We start from the raw sequence: 24671 nt of genomic DNA, 5'->3' as shown, positions 1-24671 counted from the left end.
TGCCTATGTTTAAGGCTTAAACGATTTTTTAATACATTAAAGTGGGAAATTCAGGAGTATAATTAAATTAGGAGGTTATTATGAAATTAAAGAAATTTTGAAAATATATTATTGGTTTATCTAGCATTTCAAGCCTTCCTTTAACAATGTCAGCAATTTTTGCAAATCAACCTAGAGACATTAAAAAATACAATCATTTATTTGATAAGTTATGAGATAAACTAGGAATCCACGAAAGAACTGATAAAAAGATTAAAATAGGTATCATCGATGGTGGATTAGTTGATTATCGAATTTTAAAATTTGATGGAAATACAACTTTAAATATTGATAAAGAAATAAATGAAGATAATTATAATATTCTAGGTTCAATTAATAATCCAAATGTTGTTAATAGTAACAGAGTTAAATATGACCCTAACCTTACTGATGATAAAATATATGATTTTTCCAAGATGAATCACTCATTTTTAGATTATTGAAATAAAAATTATCATGCAACTGAAATTGCTTCAATCATTGGTAGCGATTCTGGATTACTAAAAAATGCTGAAATTTATTCAACAAGTTATAATAGAACATATAATGCAAGCAATTATGACATATTAAAAGAAAATTTAGAGTTCTTTAGGAAAAATAATGTTGAATATATTAATATGAGTTATTCAACCTCATATCGCAAACTACTAGATCTAAATAAAATGAATGAATATTATAAAAATAGTAATCTTTCATATATAAACAATATTATAGATATTTTAAATGTAGAAATTAACACAGATTATCCAGATGAAGCCGCATTAATCGATGAATATGCATATAAATATAATATGAAATTTTTCATTTCTGCTGATAACGAAAATCTTAAAACACCAAATCATATAATGGAGGTTAATAAATGGATAAATGAAAAACTTAATTCTAAACCTACTACCTATCAAAAAATAATATTAGAAAAGTTAAGAGATACAATTAACCAGAACCCCACCTTTTGAAAAAAAGCTTCTTCTATCCAAAGAACTAAAAACACTTTTATAATCGGTGCATATAATTTTAATAATGATCAAATTGAAGATTTTTCAAATGGTAAAATTAAAGGTTTTGAGGATTCTCCTTTAGGTATAGGTCCAGATAAATTTAGTAATCAATCACTTTTTTTAAATGATCAATGATGAAAAACAGACACATTAGTTGATGATCCAGATTATTGACGATGATCAGGAACAAGTTTTTCTACACCTATTTATTAGCTGCTTCTGCTTTACTATCGGCAATAAAAAAACCTAATTCAAGTTATCAAGTTCCAGAATTAAAAGCTATTTTAATAGCAAGTTTTGATTTAAAACAATATAATGATAAAATCAATATATTACCATTAAACCTTGGTGCAGGATATATAAATTGAGACAGAATGAAATTTTATGCAGACAATGTTAGAAAATACAGTATATATGATTTATATTACAGTAAGTCAAAACAATTGACATATAAAAATCTAATCTCTGGTGGTGAAAAACCACTTGCTGCTTATTCTACATATTCTGATTTATGAAGATTATCAAATTCTGAGAGAAGAAAACTAAGTGTATCTGAAATACATAATCACTCTAATATATTTAATGTAGGTATGGTAGGTGTTATTTATGCAAATTCATGATGGATTTACAGACAATACCACCTTTCAACATTAAAAGTTAATTATCCAAATCTGAACAATGATAATAGCGATGCAACAAATCGCAATATGTTTGTAGCGGGTAGAAATTATCATTCATGACCATATGAATTTACCTTAACTATTAAACTAAGAAATGACTTTGAAAACACAAACCTTACAAACAAAAATGTCTATTACATTTTAAATGATAAATATGCTATTTATGAAACTCGTTCAAAATTAACAGCAGAAAAATCATGACCAGAAACCTAATAAAATTATTGAGTCTATGTTTATCTGGTCCTTTATTAACAGTTTCGATAGCATGTAGTCATTATGAAAATAAAACTCCTTGGGAAGCAAAAAACGAATCAGAAAATAATGATCAAGTAAGAAAACTAAAAGAAAATTTGAAATCTCAAAATTTAATTCTTGATACTAAATATTCAAAATTAAACAATATTATCGATAAAGAGCACTCTTTTTTTGCTTTAGTAACACAAAACAATGAACAAACTCTAACTTTCAAAAAAATAAGTAGTTCTTATAATTTTCAATGAAACTATAATAATATCAAGAACATATTTTCAAATGATAAAAATAATTTATTTTATAAAAAAAATAATAATATGGTAATCGAGATGTTACCAATTAAAAATGAAAATAAAGTTCTTATAAATTTATTATTTGTAAGAGATATCGAAGGAGATTTTTTTCCAATTCGTGTTTACAATTTGATTACACAATACGGTGCAGAACCAATAGGATATCCAAGTTACTTTTATTATTATCCTGACAAAATCGAGAAACTGAATAACAGTTCTATCAATACTGTAAAAAATGAAAATAATCAAATTAATATATCTATAAAATTAAAAAATAATAATATTAGTCCAGTAACTGAAACAAATCAAATATATACAAAGTTTAAAGATAACATTAAACTTCCCTCATATAAATCGTATTTATTCTATAGTAAAAACTATGTTCCAGATAAAACTCTTGTTCCTAATAAAATTATTAAAATTCAACAAAGAGAATTTGATGATATATGATATGCAATATATTATAATCACTTTGAAGGACGCATTTGAACTCGAAATAATGTAGAATTTGTTTCAAATTATGATAAATATGCTAAATTAACATCAAATACGCAAACATCTGTATTAAAATTACTTGCTAAGTCATATATAATAAATTTAAAAAATACTAAATTATCTTATGATAAAGATGGTAAACCAAATAATATAAAAATTACTCTTTCGTAAAAATAACACAACTATTTTTGGTTGTGTTTTTTGTGTTTTATACCAACTTTAAAATAAAAAACTAAGTTTTCAGAAGTATGTTTTCTTTTTTATCTAGTATACAGACAAATAAATTAAGTTACCATATTTTTATAGCAAAGAAAAAATGATAAAATAAACATAAGTATTTTAATACTTATTTTTATAAATCACAATAAACTAGGATTCGCTTGGGTGTGCTTGAATAATTATAAGTGCTAGGTGTTAGAATAGTTTATTTAGACAAAACAAACTAAAGGAAAAAAATGACAAATCAAAGTAAAACTGAAATTAAACCTGAAATTAAGGTAGAAAAAACTAATAAAGAAACAAAGGAAGTTAAAGAAAACAAAGAAAAAAATCCTATTGTTTCAAGAACAAAACTTTTAGAAGCCGGAGCATATTTTGGACATAAATCACATTCATGAAATCCAAAAATGAAGGAATACCTTGTTCCAAATAAAATGAATAAAGGTGCTCACATTATTGATATCTTTAAAACACAAAAATACTTAGAATTTGCTTACTCACTTGTAAATTCATTAGCCGCTAAAAATGCACAATTTATTTTTGTAGGAACTAAAAAACAAGCTCGTGATTCTGTTAAAAATGCAGCTGAAAGAACAAATTCATTTTTTGTTACTGAAAGATGACTTGGTGGAACATTAACAAACAATGAAACAATTATGTCTCGTGTTAAAAAGATGGAAGAATTAGAAGAAAAGGCAACTAATAATTTTAAAGGTTATACCAAAAAAGAGGCTTTAAATTTCAAAAAAGAATTAGACAAGTTACATAAAAATCTAAATGGTATTCGTAATATGAGAAGATTACCAAATGTTATGATTGTAGCAGATCCATTGCAAGATGAAATCGCCGTCAAAGAAGCTCGTAGAAAAGGATTAAAAGTAATCGCTATTCTTGATTCAAATGCAAACCCTGATGCAGTAGATTTCGGTATTCCCGCCAATGATGATTCATCAAAATCAATTAATTTAATTATGACAATTTTAGCTGATGCAATTGCTAAAGCAAGAGGCGGGCAACAATTATTTGCATATCAAGATGATGAAAAAGTTATCTTACCAGAATTTCAATCAAAAAATACAGAAACAAATAATTAGGAGTAAATTATGTCAGTAAATAAAATAGAACTTATAAAAGAATTAAGACAAAGAACTAATTCAGCATTAATTGATGTTAAAAAAGCTCTTGAAGCAACTAATTATGATATCGAAGCAGCTGTTAAATGACTAAAGGAAAATGGAATTGTTAAAGCTGCAAAAAAAGCTGGCAGAATTGCTGCTGAAGGTGCTGTTACTGCAATTACCAACAAATATCGTTCATTATTAATAGAAATAAACAGTGAAACCGATTTTGTTGCAAAAAATGATAAATTCTTAGAACTTGTTCAACAAATCTCTCATGCTATTTTTGATGCCAATGTATGAACTAAGGAAAAAGCATTAGAAGTTATTCTACCAAATGGTTTAACAGTAGAAAAAGCATTAATCGAAGCTACATCAGTTATTGGAGAAAAAATTTCATTCCGTCGTATGTTTATGGTAAAAGCAAAAGAAGGTGAAATACTAGGAACATATGTCCATGCTAATAATCAAATTGCTGCTGTTGTTAAAATAAAAGGTACAGATATTTATGCTGCAAAAAATGTTGCAATGCATGTTTCAGCAATGAACCCTGAAGTTACATTAGTTTCTGATTTAAGTGAAAAACAATTATCAGAAATAAAAGAACGTTTTGAAAAACCAGTGGCTTTCGAATCAAAACCTGCTAAAATTCAAGAAAAAATCCTTCATGGTTGATTAACTAAACAACTTTCAGAATTTGTTTTAGAAAAACAGGCATTTGTAATGCAAGATTCTATTTCAGTAGGTAAATACTTAAACGATCATGGTAGCCAACTTGTATCAGCAATAAGATTTGAAGTAGGTGAAGGAATTGAAAAAACTCAATCAAACTTCGCTGCCGATGTTGCTGAAATGGTAAGGAAATAATTTATATTAAAAAAAGGAGATTATGAAAATTCAAAAATTAAAAAAATGAAAATTACTTTCTAGTACATCTTTATTAACTTTGTCCGTTGCTTTAGTTGTTGCATGTACACCAGAAAAAACAACACAACAACCACAACAATCAAAGGAAATTGTTTTAAAATCAAAACAAATAGACGAGATGTTAAAAAGAGTAAATTTATACAATCTTAACTCTGAAAAATATCTTGAGAATAAAAATAAATTCGATGAATTAACTAATTCAAAAACTACTACCATAGAGCAATTAAATGCTTTATATAATAAAATATTATCTGATTATAATGCTGCTGCTTTATCAGTTATTCCAAAACTGTTTACTGAAAATTCTGATTTAAAAGTTGAAGTTGATTCACTTAAAAAAGAAAATACTAAAATTCAAGAAGAAAGTACTAAACAGCAAAAACAACATGAGGAGTTATTAAAAAAACAAAACGAACAAAATGCTCAGCATAACAAAGAAACTATCGAACAACTACAATCAGATAAAGAAAAATTAGAGAATGAAAACCAAGAAATTAAAAGTAGTTTTTTAAAGCGACATTATTCAGGCAAAAAAGCTTTGATTGAAATAAATGATTTTACTATCTTATTTTTAGAAAAAACTATAGAAGAAATTAGAGAAGCAAAAGACATAAGTGCAGCAAATAAAAGATCATTTATAAATCAAATTAATCGTTTAATTGAACCACTTAAAAATAATCGTGAAATATATCAGCAAACTGTAGAAAACCGTGCATCATTATGAAATATCGCTTCAATCATCGAATCTAGAATTTCATATTTTTCTCGAATTTCAACTGCATTACAAGATGCAAAAATTAAGTTACCAAAATTATTAGAATCCAATAAATCATTTATGAACGATTTATTTAGATGAAGATATGATAACATTGTTGCAATCGAACAACAAGTTAGTGCAACTGATAAATCAAAATTTGTATCTACAAACCAAACAGATGGGCAAAAAGTTAAGGATGAAAAAATCCAACAATCAAAAGTTTTTGCATTCACAACAGCAAGATTAGGTGGATTAAATCTGCAGACATTAATGTCAAATGATAAAAAACAAGATGCAAACCTTATTGCAGAAGCAAAACCATTTCAAGAACAATTAATTAATTATGCAACTTTTTTATCACAAATTTGAACTCCTAATTATGCATCAAAAGCAACTTCTTCTGATGGTAATCCAATAATTGACAAGAGCAAATGATTTATCGACTTTGTCATAAGTGACTTTCCACTTTCAAATGCTTTATTAAAAACCGATGATATTTTAAGTCTTAAAAATCAAGCTCAAGAGCTTCATAAAAAATATGCTGATTATTTAAAAACGCTTGGAGATGGTTTTAGAAGTATATACTACTATAAATTGAACAAACCTTTTTATTCCACTCTAGGTAATTTAAAATATATTGATTATTTTAATGGAGAACAAACTAAATTAGGAATTTTAGGATATCTTACACAAGCAAATTCAGATTTTAGTAAATATAAACTAACTGCAGATAATCTTAAATCTGATTTAGAAAAATTCAAAAAAGAAAATACTGAATACATTAAAAAAATTGATGACAAAATTACAGAAATAACTGCTAAAAAATCGCAAAACGATGGTAATCAAAAATTTCATAATGAAAAAATCGATCAACTTTTAAAAGATTTTAATACTGAGTATACACCAATTAAATCTAAAACTGAAGATGATATGCTAAAAACTTTCGATAAGAAACTTAAACTTAGATTTTTATATGAAAAATTATTAGTTTTATCTAATTTATACTTATATTGAGAAGATTTAGGCTTAAATCCTGACTCACAGGAGCTAAAAGATCAATTAGGATATCAAAAAGATACTTCTGAAAATAATAAATATAATTACTATATTCCTGGTCAAGAAACTATTGCTTGAATTCGTCAATGAACTAATTTATATTCTGATCAATGAAATGATTTATCATTAGAATCAACAGTAGTCGATACCGATGCTTATAATACAACTACTAAATCTTTATTAGATATATCGCAAAACGATGATATTGCTTATATCAATAGCACAGGTGCAAATTCATTTGCATCAACTTCACAATCTTTCGATGTAAAAACTTTTTATAAAGAATTTGATGCTCTAGAGAAAAATTACTTTTTAGCATCAGAAAAAGTATTTAAAGCAATACAAAGTAAAGATACCAACCTTGAACAACTTAAACAAGAACTAACAGATGCTCGTAATGCTTACTATACTAAATTAAATAATCCAAACATCAGTTTTAGATCGAATGCTTTTACTAAATTTGATACGTCTGTGTATGCTCCTGCAACACAAATCAAGGCTGCATTCACCCCATACACACTTGCAAATGCATTTGCAACTTTCAAAGCTTCATTAGCTGTTTTAGAACATTTAAATGTACTTTGAAACACCACAGAAACAACAAAAGTAACTTCAAATAATCCTAAATCACAAGCAAGCACTAATGAAAATCAAGGAGCAAAAGAACAGGTTAATACCGAATCTAATAACAAAACTACAAATAATCAACCTGCAGAAAACAAATCAACAAAAACAAATACAAACTCGTAGAGTTTGTATTTTTATTATCATTAAAATATACATAATTGTAAATTAGTTTTTTTGCTTTATCATAGCATAAAAAAATCAAAAAATATTTAAAAAATAATTTTTGATATTCTGCTTTTTTGTTATAACTTATATATAAATTATATGGAGGTTAAGATGTCATATAAACGTAAGAATTTCATTCTCTTAGCAGCTATTTCTGGTAGCTTAATTTTATCTAGCAGCATTGCTTCAGTAGTTTATCAAACATCAGCTCAAATTCTAAGTGGAAGCAAAACTGATTTATCAAATCAAGATGCTAGATTAATTCCTGAAAACAAATTAAACACCAATCTAGCAAACTCATCAAATATAGATAATAACTTGCAAAAAATTAAAGAGCAACCTACTAATCCGGTTGTTATTAATATCGCTCCAAGTCAACCACAAAAAGAACAACCAAAAGAACCTATCATAAAACCTGAAAATCAACCAAAACAGCCAAAAGAGCCAATTATAATAAATGCACCAGATTTTAAGCCACCACAAACACAACAAAAACCTATTGATTTACAAAAACCAGTTGTTATTACTACACAACCTGTAAAACAAGAGCCGATAAAACAAAAACCACCTGTGCAAAAAGTAGAGAGCAAACCACAACCTTCTGCACCTGTTATAGTCGAGCAACCTAAACCTATACAACAACCAACAACGCCAAAACCTACTCAACCTATTACAAATACACAGTATAACATTGACGGAATCGGAGATGGTTATACAGAAATAAATATTGCAAACACAACAGCAAGGGCTAAGGTAGATTTTAAGGTTATACCACATGAATATTCTAAACAAGATATCGAAGATGGAATTGCCAATCCGAAAGGATACCAAAATGTTACTACCGGAAAAATTATCTCTGTTGAAGTAACACCACAACTTATTGCAGCAGATGCTAAGGTTGCTATCGATGGGATTAATGCTAATGCAGGTAAAATTGCAGATGCTACCGATGATTCAGAATCTGAAAATGCTCCATATATACTATCTAAAGGTTTTTGAACTGGAATAAATGATCGTTTTGGTAGAATTGCCGAAGAAATTATTAGACATAAAAATGATCCAAGATATCTGCAATATATTAAACAAAACTATCGTGATATCTATTTAAAACGTAAATTTAATAGCTTCATAGAAGAAAAAGTTTATGTTGTTTTCCATCTCGATCGCAGCAAATTTACTAATCTTTCACAAAGAGCAATCGATTTTCTAAAAAAAGGTTACACACTTGATCCTGATAATGTATTTATTAATGAAAATGGAGAACTAGATAGTTATGGACAAGAACTACCTCCTGGATTTAACCGTGTAACTGCAAGAGTTACCAGAGATAACAAATACAAAAGAGCTTTTGGTTATGATGACTGACAAGCTATCACACCAGGAAATTTAGAAGAAGGAAATTATCCAGGTTGAACTAAAACCGATGTAACTAATGGACCAATTTTTAGCAAATATGTTAATAACACACCCGGAATTAAAGTTTATGATTATACCCGTGATGACAAAAGCCCAACCTTACGCAACCAAGGGTATGCGCTCTATATTGATATGAATGATACAAATGCTTACCAAAAAACAGCTTCTTTAATTAAAGAACTTGAAGAAAATAAAATACAAATTACTTCATATCGCTTTAATAACTTAGGTAAAGCAAGTGCTGCACAAAAATATATTGATATCTTTAAATTGCTTCCTAATCATATTCCACAACTACAATTATTCTTTGATGCTTCAGCAACTAATACATCTGCATTAATTGCTTTAAAAGACAAAAACATTGATGAACTAGGTTTATATACCTATGGAAATCCTGTTTTAGATGCTTGAAGTTATAACCCTTGAGCATTAAACAAAGTTGCTTGAATTAATACTAATGATTATAATCCTAACCAAAACTATAAAAAGAACATCCCGATAGCAACACGAATCATCTTTGATACCATTGCTTTTGATGAATCAAATTATTTAAAAAATACTTCTGATCCATATAAAGAAATTAATTTAGGTTTAAGAATGGTATATTGAACTCGCAACAATGAACCATTCTTTCAAGGTAGTTACGGATCTGGATTAGATCCAGATACCAAAGAAAAAGATAACTCATATCCTCAAGGACTTGATTTTTCTAGGGTACCAGAAATTAAATCATTAAAAGGATTAATATTTTTTGATAATCAAAAAGCATCAAATAATAAACCACGTAAAATCCGTCGTTTAAAGTTATATAATAATTCGCAAATTTTTACAATGACTGCAGACGATATTAATAATGCGGGATTTAATGAAAACTTTGTACTTAATTCCCCTCAACTAGATTCAAAAATTACCTTTAGCAACGGAGAAACTAATCAATTATATATCAGTGGTAACGGAACACTTACATCAATCGGTTTATCCGAATTAAGAACATTAACAAAAACCTTATACCAAGAATTTGCAAGTAAACCTATTTTAGTTGATAAAATTGCTACTAATTTAGCAGCACAATTACAACAAAACGGATACAATGTGCAAGTATATAGTGATCAAGATACATTAGAAATCACATAAAGGAAAATATGAAACACTTAAAATTAGATTTTTCAAAAGCCCCATCATTAGAAGAATTAAAATACTTACAACCTAAAATATCTCAAATCCATAATGATATAGTTAACAAAAATGTCGCTGAAAAAGATTGGTTAGGTTGATATAATCTACCTGCTGATTATGATAAAGATGAATTTAAAGCAATGCAAGAGAAAGCCGATTTTTGATTTAAAACTGGAATCGAAGTTGTTGTTGTCATTGGAATTGGAGGTTCATATTTAGGTGCTAAAAGTGGTTATGATTTTATCTACGGACCTTATTCAAGCAAAAAACCTAAAATGGAACTTTTATTTGCCGGAAATGATATTTCAGCAGAAACATTAGTTGCAAAACTAAAATATGTTGATGATAAAAAATTTGCTATTAATGTAATTTCCAAATCCGGAACCACATTAGAACCATCAATTGCTTTTCGTGAATTTAGAAAATTGCTTGAAAGTAAAATCGGTGATCAAGCAAGCGATTATATAGTTGCAACAACTGATAAACAAAAAGGTGTTTTATTTGAATTAGCAACCTTAAAAGGTTATCAAAAGTTTGTTGTTCCTGATGATGTCGGTGGACGCTTTTCGGTATTAACAGCAGTTGGTTTATTCCCGTTTTTATGTGCTGGAATCGATGCAAAAGGAATTTTAGATGCAGCAAACCAAACTAATAAGGAACTTTCTGAATCAAAACTTGAATCAAATCCTGCTTACTGATATGCTGCTGCTCGTTATCATTTATATAATAACAATTATGCTATCGAAATCATGGTTTCATATGAACCAAAACTACAATACTTCTTAGAATGATGAAAACAACTGTTTGGTGAATCTGAAGGAAAGGATGGAAAAGGGTTATGACCTACCAGTTGCTTATTTTCTACCGACTTACACTCGCTAGGGCAAATGATTCAAGATGGTAATAAAATTCTTTTTGAAACTGTTTTAACCTTAGAAAATCCTTCTGCTAACATTGAATTTTCAAAAGAAGCAATTTATTATGACAAACTAAATTACCTAGCTTCAAATAATTTACACCAAGTTAATAACATTGCTTTTAATGCTACTGCAAATGCACATCATATCAGTGGTAAAATCCCTGTAATTCATATGTTATTTGACACATTTAATGAAGCAACCTTAGGAACCTTATTTATCTTCTTTGAACGAGCATTAGCAATGAGTGCATATTTATTAGGAGTTAATCCGTTCAACCAACCTGGTGTCGAAGTATATAAAAAGAATATGTTCAGTATGCTAGAAAAGAAATAATGAACAAAAAACGATTAGGACAATTCTTTACTATTTGTAATCCATTTGATAATATTATTTTCTTTAAGTGACTTAAAGAAAATAATTTATTATCCCATAATATCATATATTTAGAGCCTTTTGCGGGTTCTAATAATATACCTTTCTTGTTATCACAACTTAATTTAAATAACCCATGAAAATGTTTTGATATTCAACATTTTTATGATCAAAACAACAATCAAATTAATCATTTTGATAAATATCAAATTAACATCAATGATTCATTAAAAAACTATCCTAAAGGATATAAATTAGCTATTACTAATCCACCGTATTTAGCAAAAAATAGTGCAACAGGTTCTAAGATAAATAATGATTTTGGTGGTTATGATGACTTATATAAATATGCTTTGGATATTATGCTTAAACATACTGATTTTGTTGCCGCAATTATTCCTGAAACTTTTATCACATCAACTAATTTAAATCTTAAAAGTCGCTTATATGCAGTAATTTCGTTGCAAATGAAAATGTTTAATGATACTGAATGTCCAGTTTGTCTTGCTTTGTTTAACAAAAATCCTACTGAGGATTTTTTGGTATATAAAAATGATGTTTTTATCGGTTGATATAAAGAGTTAAAACAACTTCAAAAGCAACCACAAAATCAATATAAATTTGTTTTTAACGATAATAACGGACAAATATGATTAAATGGCATCGATAATACAAAAAATGATAGTATTATGTTTTCGTTAGCAGATTCAAAATGCAAAAATGTCAATAATTCATCACGAAGTTATACAAGAATTAAATTGCCTAATGACTGAAATCTTGATGATAGTCAATTAAAAGCATATATCAATGCATTAAACGATTATTTAGTTAAATATCGCTGCGAAACTAAGGATGTGTTTTTATCTTCGTTTAAAGGTTTAAGAAAGGACTTTAAATACCGTCGTAGACTTAGCTGGACTGAGGCAAAACGAATAATGAGTGTTGTCTATGAATTAGGTGGTTATGATGATTAACTGAGATTTAGAATTAAAGAAAAGAAGAATGCATAATATCAAGGATGTTAAAAGATTGCTGATACAAAATGATAAATCATTGCTAGAAAAAATTTATAAGGATGCAAATAGATATGATTTAGATGTTGATTTTATTAAGGATAAAATCATAAATGAGGATATTTTTGCTCTAATAAGATATGCAAAAGATCCAAATAAACAAAACATCCACGAAGATATTTTACTCGAATACTTTCACAATCAACTTTATAATGTTACCATCCACAAATTACCCAAAACTGGTAAGAATGCTAAATTTATCAACAGTTTCGGAAACATCCTTAATTTATCTGATCGTGAATATAATGAAATTACAAACAAAAGTATCGACTTTGAATTCATCAAAGACGATATAATTTTTTATTTCACTTTCAAATATACCAATGAAAAAGGTGGTGCTCAAGATAATCAAAGAAACGATGTGATGATATTTATTGAAAATGCTAATAAAAATCAAGATGACAAAGTGAAATTCTTAGTCATCTTGGATGGAAATTACTATGTTGATCAAATTAATAAGATTAAAGAATGTATTAATTCTGAAAAGACATTTGTCTTAAATTCATCACAAATCTATGATTTCTTTGAATTTAAGACTTATCAAAAAGTAAAATAAACTATTTGAAGATATCCTTAAATTGATCAGGGTATAAATATGCCATTTTCTTTACAACCTGCTCAAAAGTAGTTGGATTATAAGGTAATCCACGATTTTTTAAATATGCATATTTTTGTGTATCAAAAACTAAAAAATTATTTGATCCTCAGTTTCCGGCTTGCTTATCTAAACCAACTACATTACCATCGCTATCATAAACCCCACTACCTGATGAACCACTTCCTCAGTCAAAATCTGGAACCTCTCCTCATAGTGCAGGGCGTACAGCATCAATGGTACTTTTATCATTACCATAATATTTAATCGGGTTATTACCGATTAAATATTCACGATAGCGTAATCCGGGATAACTTTCTTGATTACCTAAGGTAACAACCTTAGGTAGAGTTGCTATATAGAAGTTTAAATTATTAAAGGAACTAAGATATAAAGATAAATCCGAAATGTTTAATGGTTTAAGGTTTTTGAAATTAAGAAAGTGCTTTATTGCATTTTTTTCATGCTGAGTTAACAATCTTTCTTTGTATTTATATGTATCCAAATCTTTACCATCAAAGGTTGTAAAAATTGGTTTGAAATCTACAATAGCAACAATTGCATCGAGGTTATTATTTGTGCTTCTGCTGATAATTTCTCCATCAGTATTTTTAAAATTTCCATATGAATTTTGAACTTGTCCGCTAAAATCTAAAAATAAATCAAAAGTTATTCCTTGTTCACTGCTTGGTATTTCAAAATCAAACATATCACCATCAGGTGTTAGTTTTGGATATGTAAATTTTTTATCATTTGTATCATCCGAAGCATTATTTGCTTGTTTATCAGTATAAATTGGTAAATATTTATTGTTTTGTTGATCTTGGGTTGGTCTGTTAATATTAGTCGAAGAAATCAATTTAGGATGTTGAACTACAATTCTTTCATATCCGTTATGATGTTGCGTTCAAGTTCCAATCCCTGAATGACGATTGGTGTTTCAAACATGAAAATTAACAAAGGCATAATAACGAAAATCATTAGGATTATCATTAACTTTGGAAAAGATATTTCAAGTTCCATCAGCATCAGCATTTAAACTAAACACTCTGGATCTACCCTCTTCGATTGGTTTAACTGAATCTTCTTTATATAAACGTTTTGAACGGTCATCCTTGGCAGGTGCATCATCTAAAATATTATTTCTCGCTTCTATATTTTGAACTGTTTGATTATGTGTTTTTAATTCATATGTATTTTTATAACCAATTGATGAACCCTGAATTGAGTTTTTATCAAGTTTCTTAGCTTGTTTAAATTTAATTTTTTCATCTGTATCAGTTTCATTTTGAATTCAATTTACAAAAAATTCATTTCTCGAAATAAATGCTGAGCGACTAGTTGAATGATTATGTGTAGCAAGGATGTTATTAAAATGGATATTATTATTTCTTGTATGTAGTTTTAATGTAAGTTGATCATTTGTTAATGATAAACTAAATTTAATATTGCTCTTAATTTTTGAATACAGACTTTGTTGAAATGCAGGTGTTTCAGAAACATAATCATACATAAAATCAACATCATCAATATATTGGTTTTCTTGCAAGGTTTTCAAAGAAACAGGAACTCTAACACGCGAATGAATATTATCAAATTCATTTGCATCCTTAAACTCTCTTGGATTTAAATCAAGTTCAAAAACAAATCAGAAAATTATGTTCTCTTTATCAAAATCACTTGGGATAATAATTGAATTTAAATCTTCAGAAATAGATGCAGTAGCATTATTTTCGCTTAATTTAAAAATTGAATCATTAAGATATTCTCGAGTTTTAAATCAATGAATTTTTTGAGCTATATTATTTTTTGTAATTGTGTAATTACGGTCTGGATGGTTTTCTTTTGAATTTTTATATCTGGTTTTTCAGTTAAAATAATCAAAATTATAATCTAAAACTGCATTGAAATTTTCAGGTGAAAAAGTAATGTTGCTTTGATGTGTTGTAGATAATAAATCATACTTTTTTACCTTACTTACAGATGAACCATCGTCAAGTTGGTTTTTAAGTTTATTTTCTGATGTTCAGTCAAAATTATATGAAAACTCAATGTTCTTATTAGAAACTTCTTTTCTTGGAATAAAATTTAGATAACTTTTATTATTTACTACATCAATATATTTAAGTTTATACTTAATTTGTTCTTGAAAGGCTGCGAGTGAAAATTTAGATAAATCTTTAAAAGGGATATAAATTTTCTTACTTGCTGGCACAGCATTTTCAACATCAAAGGCTTGATCTTTGTTTACAATAACGGTAGGTCCAAATGGAAAATCTGTTTTCTTTTCTTCTTTATAAACTTTTTTCTCTACTTCAAAGTAGAAAACAAAAACTTTATCTGATAAAATTTTAACTTGTTCAGTTGTTCAATTAAATGAAGTTGTTGCAAAAATCTCTTTTGTGTTCTGATTTTTATAAATATCAAAGTTTTGCAACATTAAATTATCAAATGAATTATTTTTCTTAGAAAACTTATATTTTGACTGCAAATTAAAGGTTGCTACTTTATTATTATTAATAACAAGTTGGGTAATAATATAGTCATTTTGATAGTTACTTAGATTGTTTGCATTAAATGAAAGTTGATTACTATTAACACTTAAATCAATGTATTTTACTCAAGGATTATATTGGTCAAAACTTTTTACCAATGCTTTTGCAGATGTTATGCCTTCCGATGTGTTAGTAATATTTATAGTTATTGTATCATTTGTAACATTTATGCTAGAAACATCTACATTAGATGTTTGAGTATATTTGTTTTCAGTGTCATTTGAACTTGTTTTAGTAGTAGGAGCATCTAAATAATTAAAATATATAGGATAATAAGAATCTTTTGTTTTTAATGTATCTTTATTCAATTCATGAAAATCATTAGATGTATTAATATTTAAATCATTGCCTGAAATAAGATTAGCATTTTGCAAGGTAAAAATGTTACCATAGTTTTTGATATCATTATTTGAAACTGGTGCAGTATTTTCTTTTTGTGGTTTTTTTTCTGTGACAGTAAATGAATATGTGCCTGAGAAACTATTTTCAAATGTTTTTCAATTTCCATTTATATTTACTTGAAAGTTTTTAAATGTATATGTTCCATTCGAAAGATTGTTTATTGTAAAAGTATAATTTGTTGCATTATTTAATGTTATTTCACTGCTATAAATATCACTCCCATTTTTTGTTAATACTATTCTTGCAGATTTATTTTGATAAATATCTTTTATGTTATTTATAGTTACATCAACTTGGTTGTTAGCATTTGAATTTGGTTCTACCAATAGCGAACTATGATAAATATTAACATTAGTTACTTGATCTGGTAATGACAAGGTTTTAAAATTAAATTTGTTATTTGAATCGCTATAAATTAAATGATCTTGATTATCTTCATTATATGAAATAGATTTAATAAAATAACTTGTATTTTCACTTAAGTTATCTGCATTAATATTTAGTTTTAGCTGATTAGGACTTAGAATTTGGTAAGTAGCATTGTATCGGTAATCATTACTCAATATAAGTTTGAAAGTTAAATTCGGCTTAATAGTATTAAAATTTTTTGTTTGGATATTCAAAGATAAATTAGCAGAATTTGTAGTTATTTCAGATGACGAAAATTGTGCATTATTAAAGTCAAAATGATATTCATTTGGTTTTGACTCAGAATTGTTAGAGTTATCTGTTAAAGTTGTAAAAGAGATTTTTTGGGAATCCGAAGTGATTATATCGATGTTATTTAATAAAATTTGTGAAATATGATATGTAGAACTAGCAGCAAGGTCACTAATTTGGTAAGAAGATGTGTTGTTATTTACAACAAAATCCTTATCAAATCCACTTTTGAATCGAATTTTAAGATTATATTCTTTGTTAGGTTCCAAATTTTGTAAATCTAACGATAAATTTACACTATGTGATTTTATATCAGTTGTTTTAATACTTCTTAAAATAGGATTCGCTTTAGTTTTGAAGCTAAATTTATTAGAATAGTTATTGGTATATATAACTTTACTACTACCATTAGAAAATAAAATGCTTTTGACAAAATAATTTGTATTAGCTTTCAAATTAGTTGCATTTACAGTTAATTTAATTTGATTTAAATCGATAACATTATAACTAGCATTATAGATTTGATCATTATTTAATATCACTTTAAATGTTGAATTTACATCTGAATTATTAAAATTTTCACTATTAAAAGTTATCGATGCATTAGCTGAATTTGTTGTTATTTCACTTGTTTTAAAAACTGCATTATCAAAATTAAATTTATACTCTTTTTGTTGTGGCTGGTTAGTTTGCATATCATCTAATGTTTTAAAAGATATTTTTTGATTATCTGATGTAATAACTTCTTGGTTATTAAGTAGAATTTGAGCAATTTGATATGTTGTATTGGTTTGAAGATTATCAATCAAGAATGTAGCATTTTGAGATGTTAACAAGAAATCATTTTGCATTCCATTGGTGAATTTAATTTTAAGATTATATTGTGTATTTGTTTGCAAATTGTTAAAAGCAACATTTAAATTTGCACTATTTTTTGTTATATCTGATATATTTACAGATTTTAAGGCAGGATTTATTGTATCAATAGATGTTGTTTGAAAAGCAAACTTATTAGCATCGCTATTTTTATAAATTTCTTTGCTTTGTTCTTGATTAACTAATAAAATAGATTTAACATAATAACTTGTGTTAGCACTCAAACCACTGGCATTAATGCTTAAACGAATCTTATTGTCATCTAAAACATAAGTTGCATCATAGTTTTTGTCATTATTTAAAACTACTTTAAATTGCACATTATTATTTCGAAAATTCTTTGCTATAAAATCCAAAACAACCGATGCAGAATTTGCATCAGTTTTTAAAACATTAAATGTTGCATCATTAAAATCAAACATACTTTGATCATCAGATTTTTTAGTTGTAAAAGTAATTTTTTGATTATTATTGTTAATAATATTTTGCGAATCAAGCAAAATTGAATTGATATGATATGTTGTATTAGCTGTTAAATTATCAATTGTAACTTTAATAGCTTTATTAGAATTAACACTAATATGCTTAGAAATTCCATTACTTAATTTTACTTCTAGATTATAAGTTTTATTTGGTAATAAATTATCGATTTGTATTGATATAAGTGCATTATTTGAACTTGTTGAAACAACTACAATATCTTTTAAATGTGGTTGTTTATCCGAATTATTTGCACACGCAATAGTTATAATTGATGTTGCTAAAACAAGTGGGCTTATAGTTCATAATTTCTTTTTCATAACAGTCCTTATTCAGTTGTTTAATCCTTATTTATAATGTTGAAAATATCATTATAAAGTTCTCATTCAGGCTTTGTATCATTTTCTTTTGGTAGTTGGTAAGATATAACTTTATTTGTAGTCTGATTAAATACAGATTTTGCTTGCAGTGCCTTTAGCATCACTTGAAGTTTTGCTCTTGTATATTTTGATTTCTTATTCGGATAATTTTTATCAAGCAGATACATAATATATTCTTTTAAAAAACTTGCTAAACAAATCAATAAATTATATGCATCATAGTGGTTTTTTTGATATATATACCAAAATTCATTTCGAATATCATCTTCAAATAAGTCAACATTTTTTAGAACTTGTTTTGCATCTGAATCAACCTTTTTAATCATCGATGCAGTAATATCTATTAAATTAGTTTTATAAACCAAATAACCATCGAGTTCCTTTGATTTCTCAATTGATTCTAAATCGAGATCCATTATTGGGTCTTCATCTAAAAAGCGTCCTAAATCATATCCTGATAAATTACCCAAAGTTCTCTCATCTTCAGCAGTATTTTCATAATCTTCTAAAAATTCATTCCTTAACATCTGATCTTCATGTTCAAGTTTTTTATTTCAAATTATAACCTGTTTAATATCATACGTTTTTGAATCAATTTGTAGTTTTTTGTCTCTTTGTTTTTCTTTACTTCCATCTTTAAAATGTTTATAATCACCTTGATCCAGAATGTAATCAAAATCTGAACGATCACCATAAAATGCAGAAATTGATGTAATGAAATTTATATTGTTTTCAAGCATATAATGAATATTTTCTTCAGTTATCATTTCTTTTTCTATTGAAAATGTTGGATTTGAATTAGGAAACATTTTTAAATAAGCATCTAAAAAGTCGGTAAGATACTGGGATTCATCACCAAAAGTTACATTATAAGTTTGCACAAACACAGGAGCACCTAACTTGTTAAAAGCCGCAACAACATTCTTTTGGGTTCGTCAAAAATCATTATAGGAGTATTTTGTTCCTGCTTTTTTAGAATTATCGAATTCTGCATATGTCATAGGTTTAACTGCAACATATAAAATTTTGCTATCTGTCATTTGCTCACTAATTCTTTGAACATTTTTATATAATATTTTATGATTCTTTCAAATATTATTAAGTGCTTTTATGTATATATTATCTTTGTAGTCTGATTTTTTATATATTTTATCAAGTTCAATTAATTTATCCGATGCTCCCCTTACATCTGTTAAAAACAAATTAAGTAATGTCATAGTCACAGTGTTTTTTAAATCATCTTTATCATATTTAAAATGATCAAACAAACCGATGTTATTAATTAGTTTTGTTAATCATAATTCATTAGGATTTCTAGTTGGATAAGTTAATTTTGCTTCCGATAAAGCGTTTTCAATATATGCTTTTAAATCTGTGTAATCTTCATTAACTATATTTTTTAAATCATAATCACTAATAGCAGATTCAATCAATGGTATATGTCATGGATATTTTTTACTTAATTTAGTATATAATCCTAAATCCACAACATTAGTCATTTTATCCATACCATCATAATTCTTTTGTTTTGCTATATAAACATGAAGATTTTTATCTGCATTATTATCTAAATTTACAACTAATTTCATAGTAAAATTATATCACTATGAAATTAAAAAACTACATAGAAAACTATGCAGTTTTAGGTTTTTTGTATCATTTTATTAGTTTGCTTGCTTCAAAATATATAGTAAGTAATAATCCAAATAATATCGGTGCTAACCAATATGCAACATTATAATTAGTTATCTTAGAGATATCAGCCATTTTAAATGCTACTCTTATTCCAGGTATAAATGCTACAAAGATTACACAAATCAATGAAAATAGTGATGCTGCATAAACTAATTTATATTCTTTAATATTACATCTAAAGATAGATTTTACAGACATCAAATTAATTGAATTAATACTTGCACCAACTCCTAAGGCAATGAATGTTGCAGTAGATGTCAGTTTGATAAAATCATCGCCTTTGATGTTATTAGAAATGGCCACTAAAGCAGCTGTCAAATATGCTAATAGAGCACCAATTGAGATAATTACACTTTGAATAAGTAATTGCTTTCATAACCCATTTGCAAAAATACTCTGGTTCTTATTAATCGGTTTTTGCTGCATCACATCTAAATTGCTTGGTGTCATACCTAGTGCAATCGCTGGTAGTCCGTGAGTTAATAAGTTAATTCATAAAAGTTGTGAAGCCGATAGCACTATTACTTCAGCATCCGCTATGTGTTTTTTAAAGATAATTGATAAAACAAACAATCCGATAATCATTACAATAATTTCACTTAATGAAGAAACTAAAAGGTTTAAAATAACAGTTTTGATGCGATTATATGTTTCGCGACCACTTTTAATTCCTTTAACAATTGTAGTGAAGTTATCATCAGTCAAAATCACATCTGCTGCTTGTTTTGATACATCAGTCCCTGTAATCCCCATTGCAACACCAACATCGGATGCTTTTAAAGCAGGAGCATCATTTACTCCATCACCAGTCATTGCTACTACTTCATGATAACCTTGTCAAGCTTTCACTATTCTTAATTTATCAGTCGGTGACACACGAGCATAGACACTAATATTACGAACATTTTTATATAACTCATCATCAGTCATCGTTGCTAATTGAGCTCCTGTGATAGCTTTATCACCATATTTATAAATTCCTAAATCAGTAGCTATTGCTGTAGCAGTAGTAAGATGGTCACCGGTAATCATAACAGGGTGGATACCAGCTTGTTTTGCTATTTCAATACTTTCTTTAACTCCTGCCCGAGGTGGATCTTGCATTGCGATAAGTCCTAAAAAGACTAAATTATTTTCATCATCAAATGTAATTTTTTCAGCACTTGCATCCATTTTTTTATAACCAACTGCGATTACACGGTAAGATTTTTGTGCCCAACTTTCATTTAATTGGTATTGATATTCACTAGCATCCTTGCTCTTAGCAAAAATTACATCAGGGGCACCTTTAGTTATTAGAATTTTTTCTCCTTTCGGATTCTTTACCAAAACTGACATTGTTTTTCGATCTGAATCAAAAGGAAGTGAATCTAATTTTTGAAAAGCTTGATAAAACATCTGAGCAGAGTTTTGGTTATCTAGTCCAAACCTAAGTATTCCAGTTTCGGTTGGGTCCCCTACTTCAATGTATTCTCCATTTTCTCCTATTTGCACACTAGCATCACAACAAGCAACAAAAGCACCTAATGCCGAAGATTTTTCATATGGAACATCTGGATCAATTGCATCATATAAATGCATTACAGTCATTTTATTTTCAGTAAGTGTTCCGGTTTTATCTGAACAGATTACACTAGTAGCTCCTAAGGTCTCAACTGCAGGAAATGCTTTAATAATGACATGTTTTTTAGTCATTGTTGCTACACCAATAGCCAATAACACAGTTGTAAAAGTAATCAATCCTTCTGGAATAGCAGCAACAGCCAGTGAAATCCCTATTATTACAGCATTAGAATAAACTTCTGGGTTATTTCAAATGTTTGTGAAAACATTTGAAATAATAAACTGAATAACTGTTGTTATAACTAATAAAACAACACCTGATATTCCAAAAAGTTTACTTAATTTATTAAGTTTAATTTGTAAAGGAGTAAATTGCGGTTTTTGTTCTTGAATCAGTTTATTAATATTACCTATTTGAGTGTCTTTTCCAATTGCGACTACTTCTGCAACACAGTGTCCGTTAGTTAAATAAGTTCCCGCAAAAACGCGATTGGTATTTTCAATAATATTTTGATGTTGATTATCTTCTAATGCGTTTTTTTCAACAGGTAATGATTCACCAGTCAAGGCCGCTTCAACAACATTAACACAGTAAGCTTGCAATATTTTTGCATCGGCTCCGGCATAATCTCCTGCATCTAAAACAATAATATCACCTACAACCAATTCTTCAGCCGGTAAATGCATCAGTTGTCCATCACGATACACTTTAGAAATCAATTGATTGTTTTTTTCTAATGCTTTAACTGCTTGATCACTTTTTATTTCTTGATATGTACCTAAAATCGAATTTAAAACTATCACTATTAAAATAATTAAAGGTTCAATAAATCCAACAATAATATCCGTTTGACTTTTAGAATTTTTACTTACTGTTTCATATATTGCAACTGCAAATGAAAAAGCTGCAGCAATTAAAAGCAAAATAATCATAAAGTCTTTAAATTGTGATATAAAAACTTTAAAAATATTTAATTTTTTTTCACTAGTAATTTTATTAAATCCATTTTCTTGTTGTTTTTGTTTTGCTTGTTGTGATGTTAAACCACTATAAATAATATCTTGATTCAAAACTCTCCTTTCTTAGATATAAAAACACAAATTAATGTGTTTTTATTATTCTATTTTATCTTTTGTTTCTATATCAATGTCTTCTATATCTAAATTAATATTAGGATAAGAACTATTTATATTTAAATCATTAACTATTTTAATTTTATTTATCATTCTAAAGTTATGTATTATTATTCCACCTAATGCAAAAATACCTAATAATCCTAATGTGCTGACATAATTAAGGTATGGAATATTATGAGATGCAATGCTAAGTGCAAGCAAAGCATACATAAAAGGTCATAATTTCTTAATTTTCTGCATTTGAATACTTTGAAAATCATCGTGATAAAGGAAAACCAAGGTAACTATACCAATAATAAACATAATTGCAAAAATAACATAAGAAACAATTGCTACAGGGGATGAAGAATCAGCTAAAAAATTCAAAATTTTATATCCTGTTTCTGTTTCATTTAATTTTTCATCATCACTTATACTCTTTATTATTCCTACAAATAAAATAATTATATAAACAGTTGCAATTAATTGTTGTAAAATAAATAACCCAAAAAAACCTCAAGTCAAAAAATATATTCTTTTTTGTTTTTTATCCATAATTTGTTTATCCTTATATATAAAAATTATAACTATTTTTTATTTTATATTAAGGATATTATTAACTTTTTAACAACAACATAAACATAATAAATGCAGATGCGATAAAAACTACACCTAAAAATAATGGAATATTATACTTTGCTCGCTGCCAAGCAGGTAAATACATTCCGGTTGCTTCATAAGTAGTTTTTTTGTTTCTAGGGTTATCACGATTATATTCATCCATTTGTAACTGCTTATAATTACGAATTTTTGCTATGGAATATTTAGCATAAATTACAAAACAAATTAATGCTAAAATAACAAATAATACTCCCAAGGGAATTAAGGTGTTTTTAGGTATTTTTTCTGCTGCTCTACCTGGAACGTCTACATCAAAATACATAAACAAATCATTCAAATTAAATATCATATTTTTATTTTAGCAAAATTTATTTTTTGAATAAATTATTAGCTTTTTTGTACTCGTATAATTGCACCATCTCTTTAAGTTTCGCAACTGATGCACTATCATCATAAGGTTTATTATCTTTTTCATTAATTCACAAAATTACAAGGTAATAAACAAAGATTTTTTGTTGAATTAAATATTCTTCTCAATAATTTTCATAACGATCTAAGAAAATTTGTTCTTGTTCTGGATTTAAAAATGAACCACAAATAAAGTATGCTAAATCAAAATGCTTATCACCCATAGATGCATATTCTCAATCTACAAAATAAATTTTTCCTTGTTCATCTTTAACTATATTGCCAGATCATAAGTCATTATGCAATGGACGATTATTTTCGCTATGAGAAAGGATGTTATTGATGCGTTTATAATATTCATCGATAACAGGTACTTTCAAGCCTTTGTCTCTTATAATGCGACGGTATTCTTTAACACGTGCCGCATGATTAGTTTTTGGAAATTTTAAACCTGAATCATGTAATTTACGAAAGTTATCAGCAATTTGATGTAAATCAGATGTGCTAAAATCTACCTTTACATTTTTAATAAACTCCCATTTTGAATGATTTTGATCATTTTCAAGTAATTTTGGTACAAAATCAAACACTGAAAGGATGCTATAATCAAGTTTATGATTAAATTTATCAAACTTTTTATATTGCAAAAAATAATCACCATCGTGATATGATTCATTTGTATAACCGATATTAATTTTTTCCATTTTACTCCTTTATTTTAAAATATTATATATTTA

The 24671-nt window shown here is 27.3% G+C and carries 16 protein-coding genes; 10 read left to right on the top strand and 6 right to left on the bottom strand.

The window, feature by feature from the left end; genetic code table 4:
- Positions 1-80: 80 nt before the first annotated feature.
- The 10 genes from ACXYRN_RS00755 (at position 81) to ACXYRN_RS00710 (ending at position 13139) form a co-directional block, all read left to right on the top strand.
- Positions 81-1250, top strand: a complete 1170-nt coding sequence (locus ACXYRN_RS00755; protein WP_458607309.1) for a S8 family serine peptidase — start codon at positions 81-83, stop codon at positions 1248-1250.
- On the top strand, positions 1214-1930 hold the full coding sequence (locus ACXYRN_RS00750; protein ID WP_458597314.1) for a hypothetical protein: 717 nt from the start codon (positions 1214-1216) through the stop codon (positions 1928-1930). Before ACXYRN_RS00755 ends, ACXYRN_RS00750 begins: the two co-directional genes overlap by 37 nt.
- Entirely contained in the window at positions 1915-2928 is a 1014-nt protein-coding gene (locus tag ACXYRN_RS00745; protein ID WP_458607308.1) for a hypothetical protein, read from the top strand. Before ACXYRN_RS00750 ends, ACXYRN_RS00745 begins: the two co-directional genes overlap by 16 nt.
- Before the next feature lie 284 nt (positions 2929-3212).
- Positions 3213-4070 carry a 30S ribosomal protein S2 gene (gene rpsB / locus ACXYRN_RS00740; RefSeq protein ID WP_458607307.1) on the top strand — a complete coding sequence of 286 codons (858 nt, stop codon included), beginning with the start codon at positions 3213-3215 and terminating at the stop codon, positions 4068-4070.
- Between the two features lie 9 nt (positions 4071-4079).
- On the top strand, positions 4080-4961 hold the full coding sequence (gene tsf, locus ACXYRN_RS00735) for a translation elongation factor Ts (protein ID WP_458607306.1): 882 nt from the start codon (positions 4080-4082) through the stop codon (positions 4959-4961).
- A gap of 22 nt (positions 4962-4983) precedes the next feature.
- Entirely contained in the window at positions 4984-7584 is a 2601-nt protein-coding gene (locus ACXYRN_RS00730; protein ID WP_458607305.1) for a coiled-coil domain-containing protein, read from the top strand.
- 153 nt (positions 7585-7737) lie between these two features.
- Positions 7738-10176 carry a putative immunoglobulin-blocking virulence protein gene (locus ACXYRN_RS00725; protein ID WP_458607304.1) on the top strand — a complete coding sequence of 813 codons (2439 nt, stop codon included), beginning with the start codon at positions 7738-7740 and terminating at the stop codon, positions 10174-10176.
- Positions 10177-10184: 8 nt separating this feature from the next.
- Positions 10185-11471 (top strand): glucose-6-phosphate isomerase, encoded by a 1287-nt coding sequence (locus ACXYRN_RS00720; protein ID WP_458607303.1) that lies wholly within the window; start codon positions 10185-10187, stop codon positions 11469-11471.
- Positions 11471-12484 (top strand): hypothetical protein, encoded by a 1014-nt coding sequence (locus ACXYRN_RS00715; RefSeq protein ID WP_458607302.1) that lies wholly within the window; start codon positions 11471-11473, stop codon positions 12482-12484. The genes ACXYRN_RS00720 and ACXYRN_RS00715 overlap by 1 nt, the downstream gene beginning before the upstream one ends.
- The gene (locus ACXYRN_RS00710; protein WP_458607301.1) at positions 12477-13139 is read left to right on the top strand and encodes a hypothetical protein; all 663 of its coding nucleotides are present in this window, start codon (positions 12477-12479) and stop codon (positions 13137-13139) included. Before ACXYRN_RS00715 ends, ACXYRN_RS00710 begins: the two co-directional genes overlap by 8 nt.
- Before the next feature lies 1 nt (position 13140).
- Here ACXYRN_RS00710 and ACXYRN_RS00705 read toward each other — a convergent pair whose 3' ends face one another.
- From ACXYRN_RS00705 to ACXYRN_RS00680, 6 genes are all read right to left on the bottom strand, one after another.
- On the bottom strand, positions 13141-18471 hold the full coding sequence (locus ACXYRN_RS00705; RefSeq protein ID WP_458607300.1) for a hypothetical protein: 5331 nt from the start codon (positions 18469-18471) through the stop codon (positions 13141-13143).
- 20 nt (positions 18472-18491) lie between these two features.
- Positions 18492-20120, bottom strand: coding sequence for a hypothetical protein (locus ACXYRN_RS00700; RefSeq protein WP_458607299.1), 1629 nt, complete (start codon positions 20118-20120; stop codon positions 18492-18494).
- A 43-nt stretch (positions 20121-20163) separates the two neighbouring features.
- On the bottom strand, positions 20164-22860 hold the full coding sequence (locus tag ACXYRN_RS00695) for a cation-translocating P-type ATPase (protein WP_458607298.1): 2697 nt from the start codon (positions 22858-22860) through the stop codon (positions 20164-20166).
- A 45-nt stretch (positions 22861-22905) separates the two neighbouring features.
- Entirely contained in the window at positions 22906-23460 is a 555-nt protein-coding gene (locus ACXYRN_RS00690; protein ID WP_458607297.1) for a hypothetical protein, read from the bottom strand.
- A gap of 61 nt (positions 23461-23521) precedes the next feature.
- Positions 23522-23875, bottom strand: coding sequence for a hypothetical protein (locus ACXYRN_RS00685; RefSeq protein WP_458607296.1), 354 nt, complete (start codon positions 23873-23875; stop codon positions 23522-23524).
- 19 nt (positions 23876-23894) lie between these two features.
- Entirely contained in the window at positions 23895-24638 is a 744-nt protein-coding gene (locus tag ACXYRN_RS00680; protein ID WP_435130382.1) for a phosphotransferase, read from the bottom strand.
- Positions 24639-24671: the final 33 nt, after the last annotated feature.

Source organism: Mycoplasma sp. 4423 (genome assembly GCF_054353855.1).
This window is presented reverse-complemented; position numbering and strand designations above follow the sequence as displayed.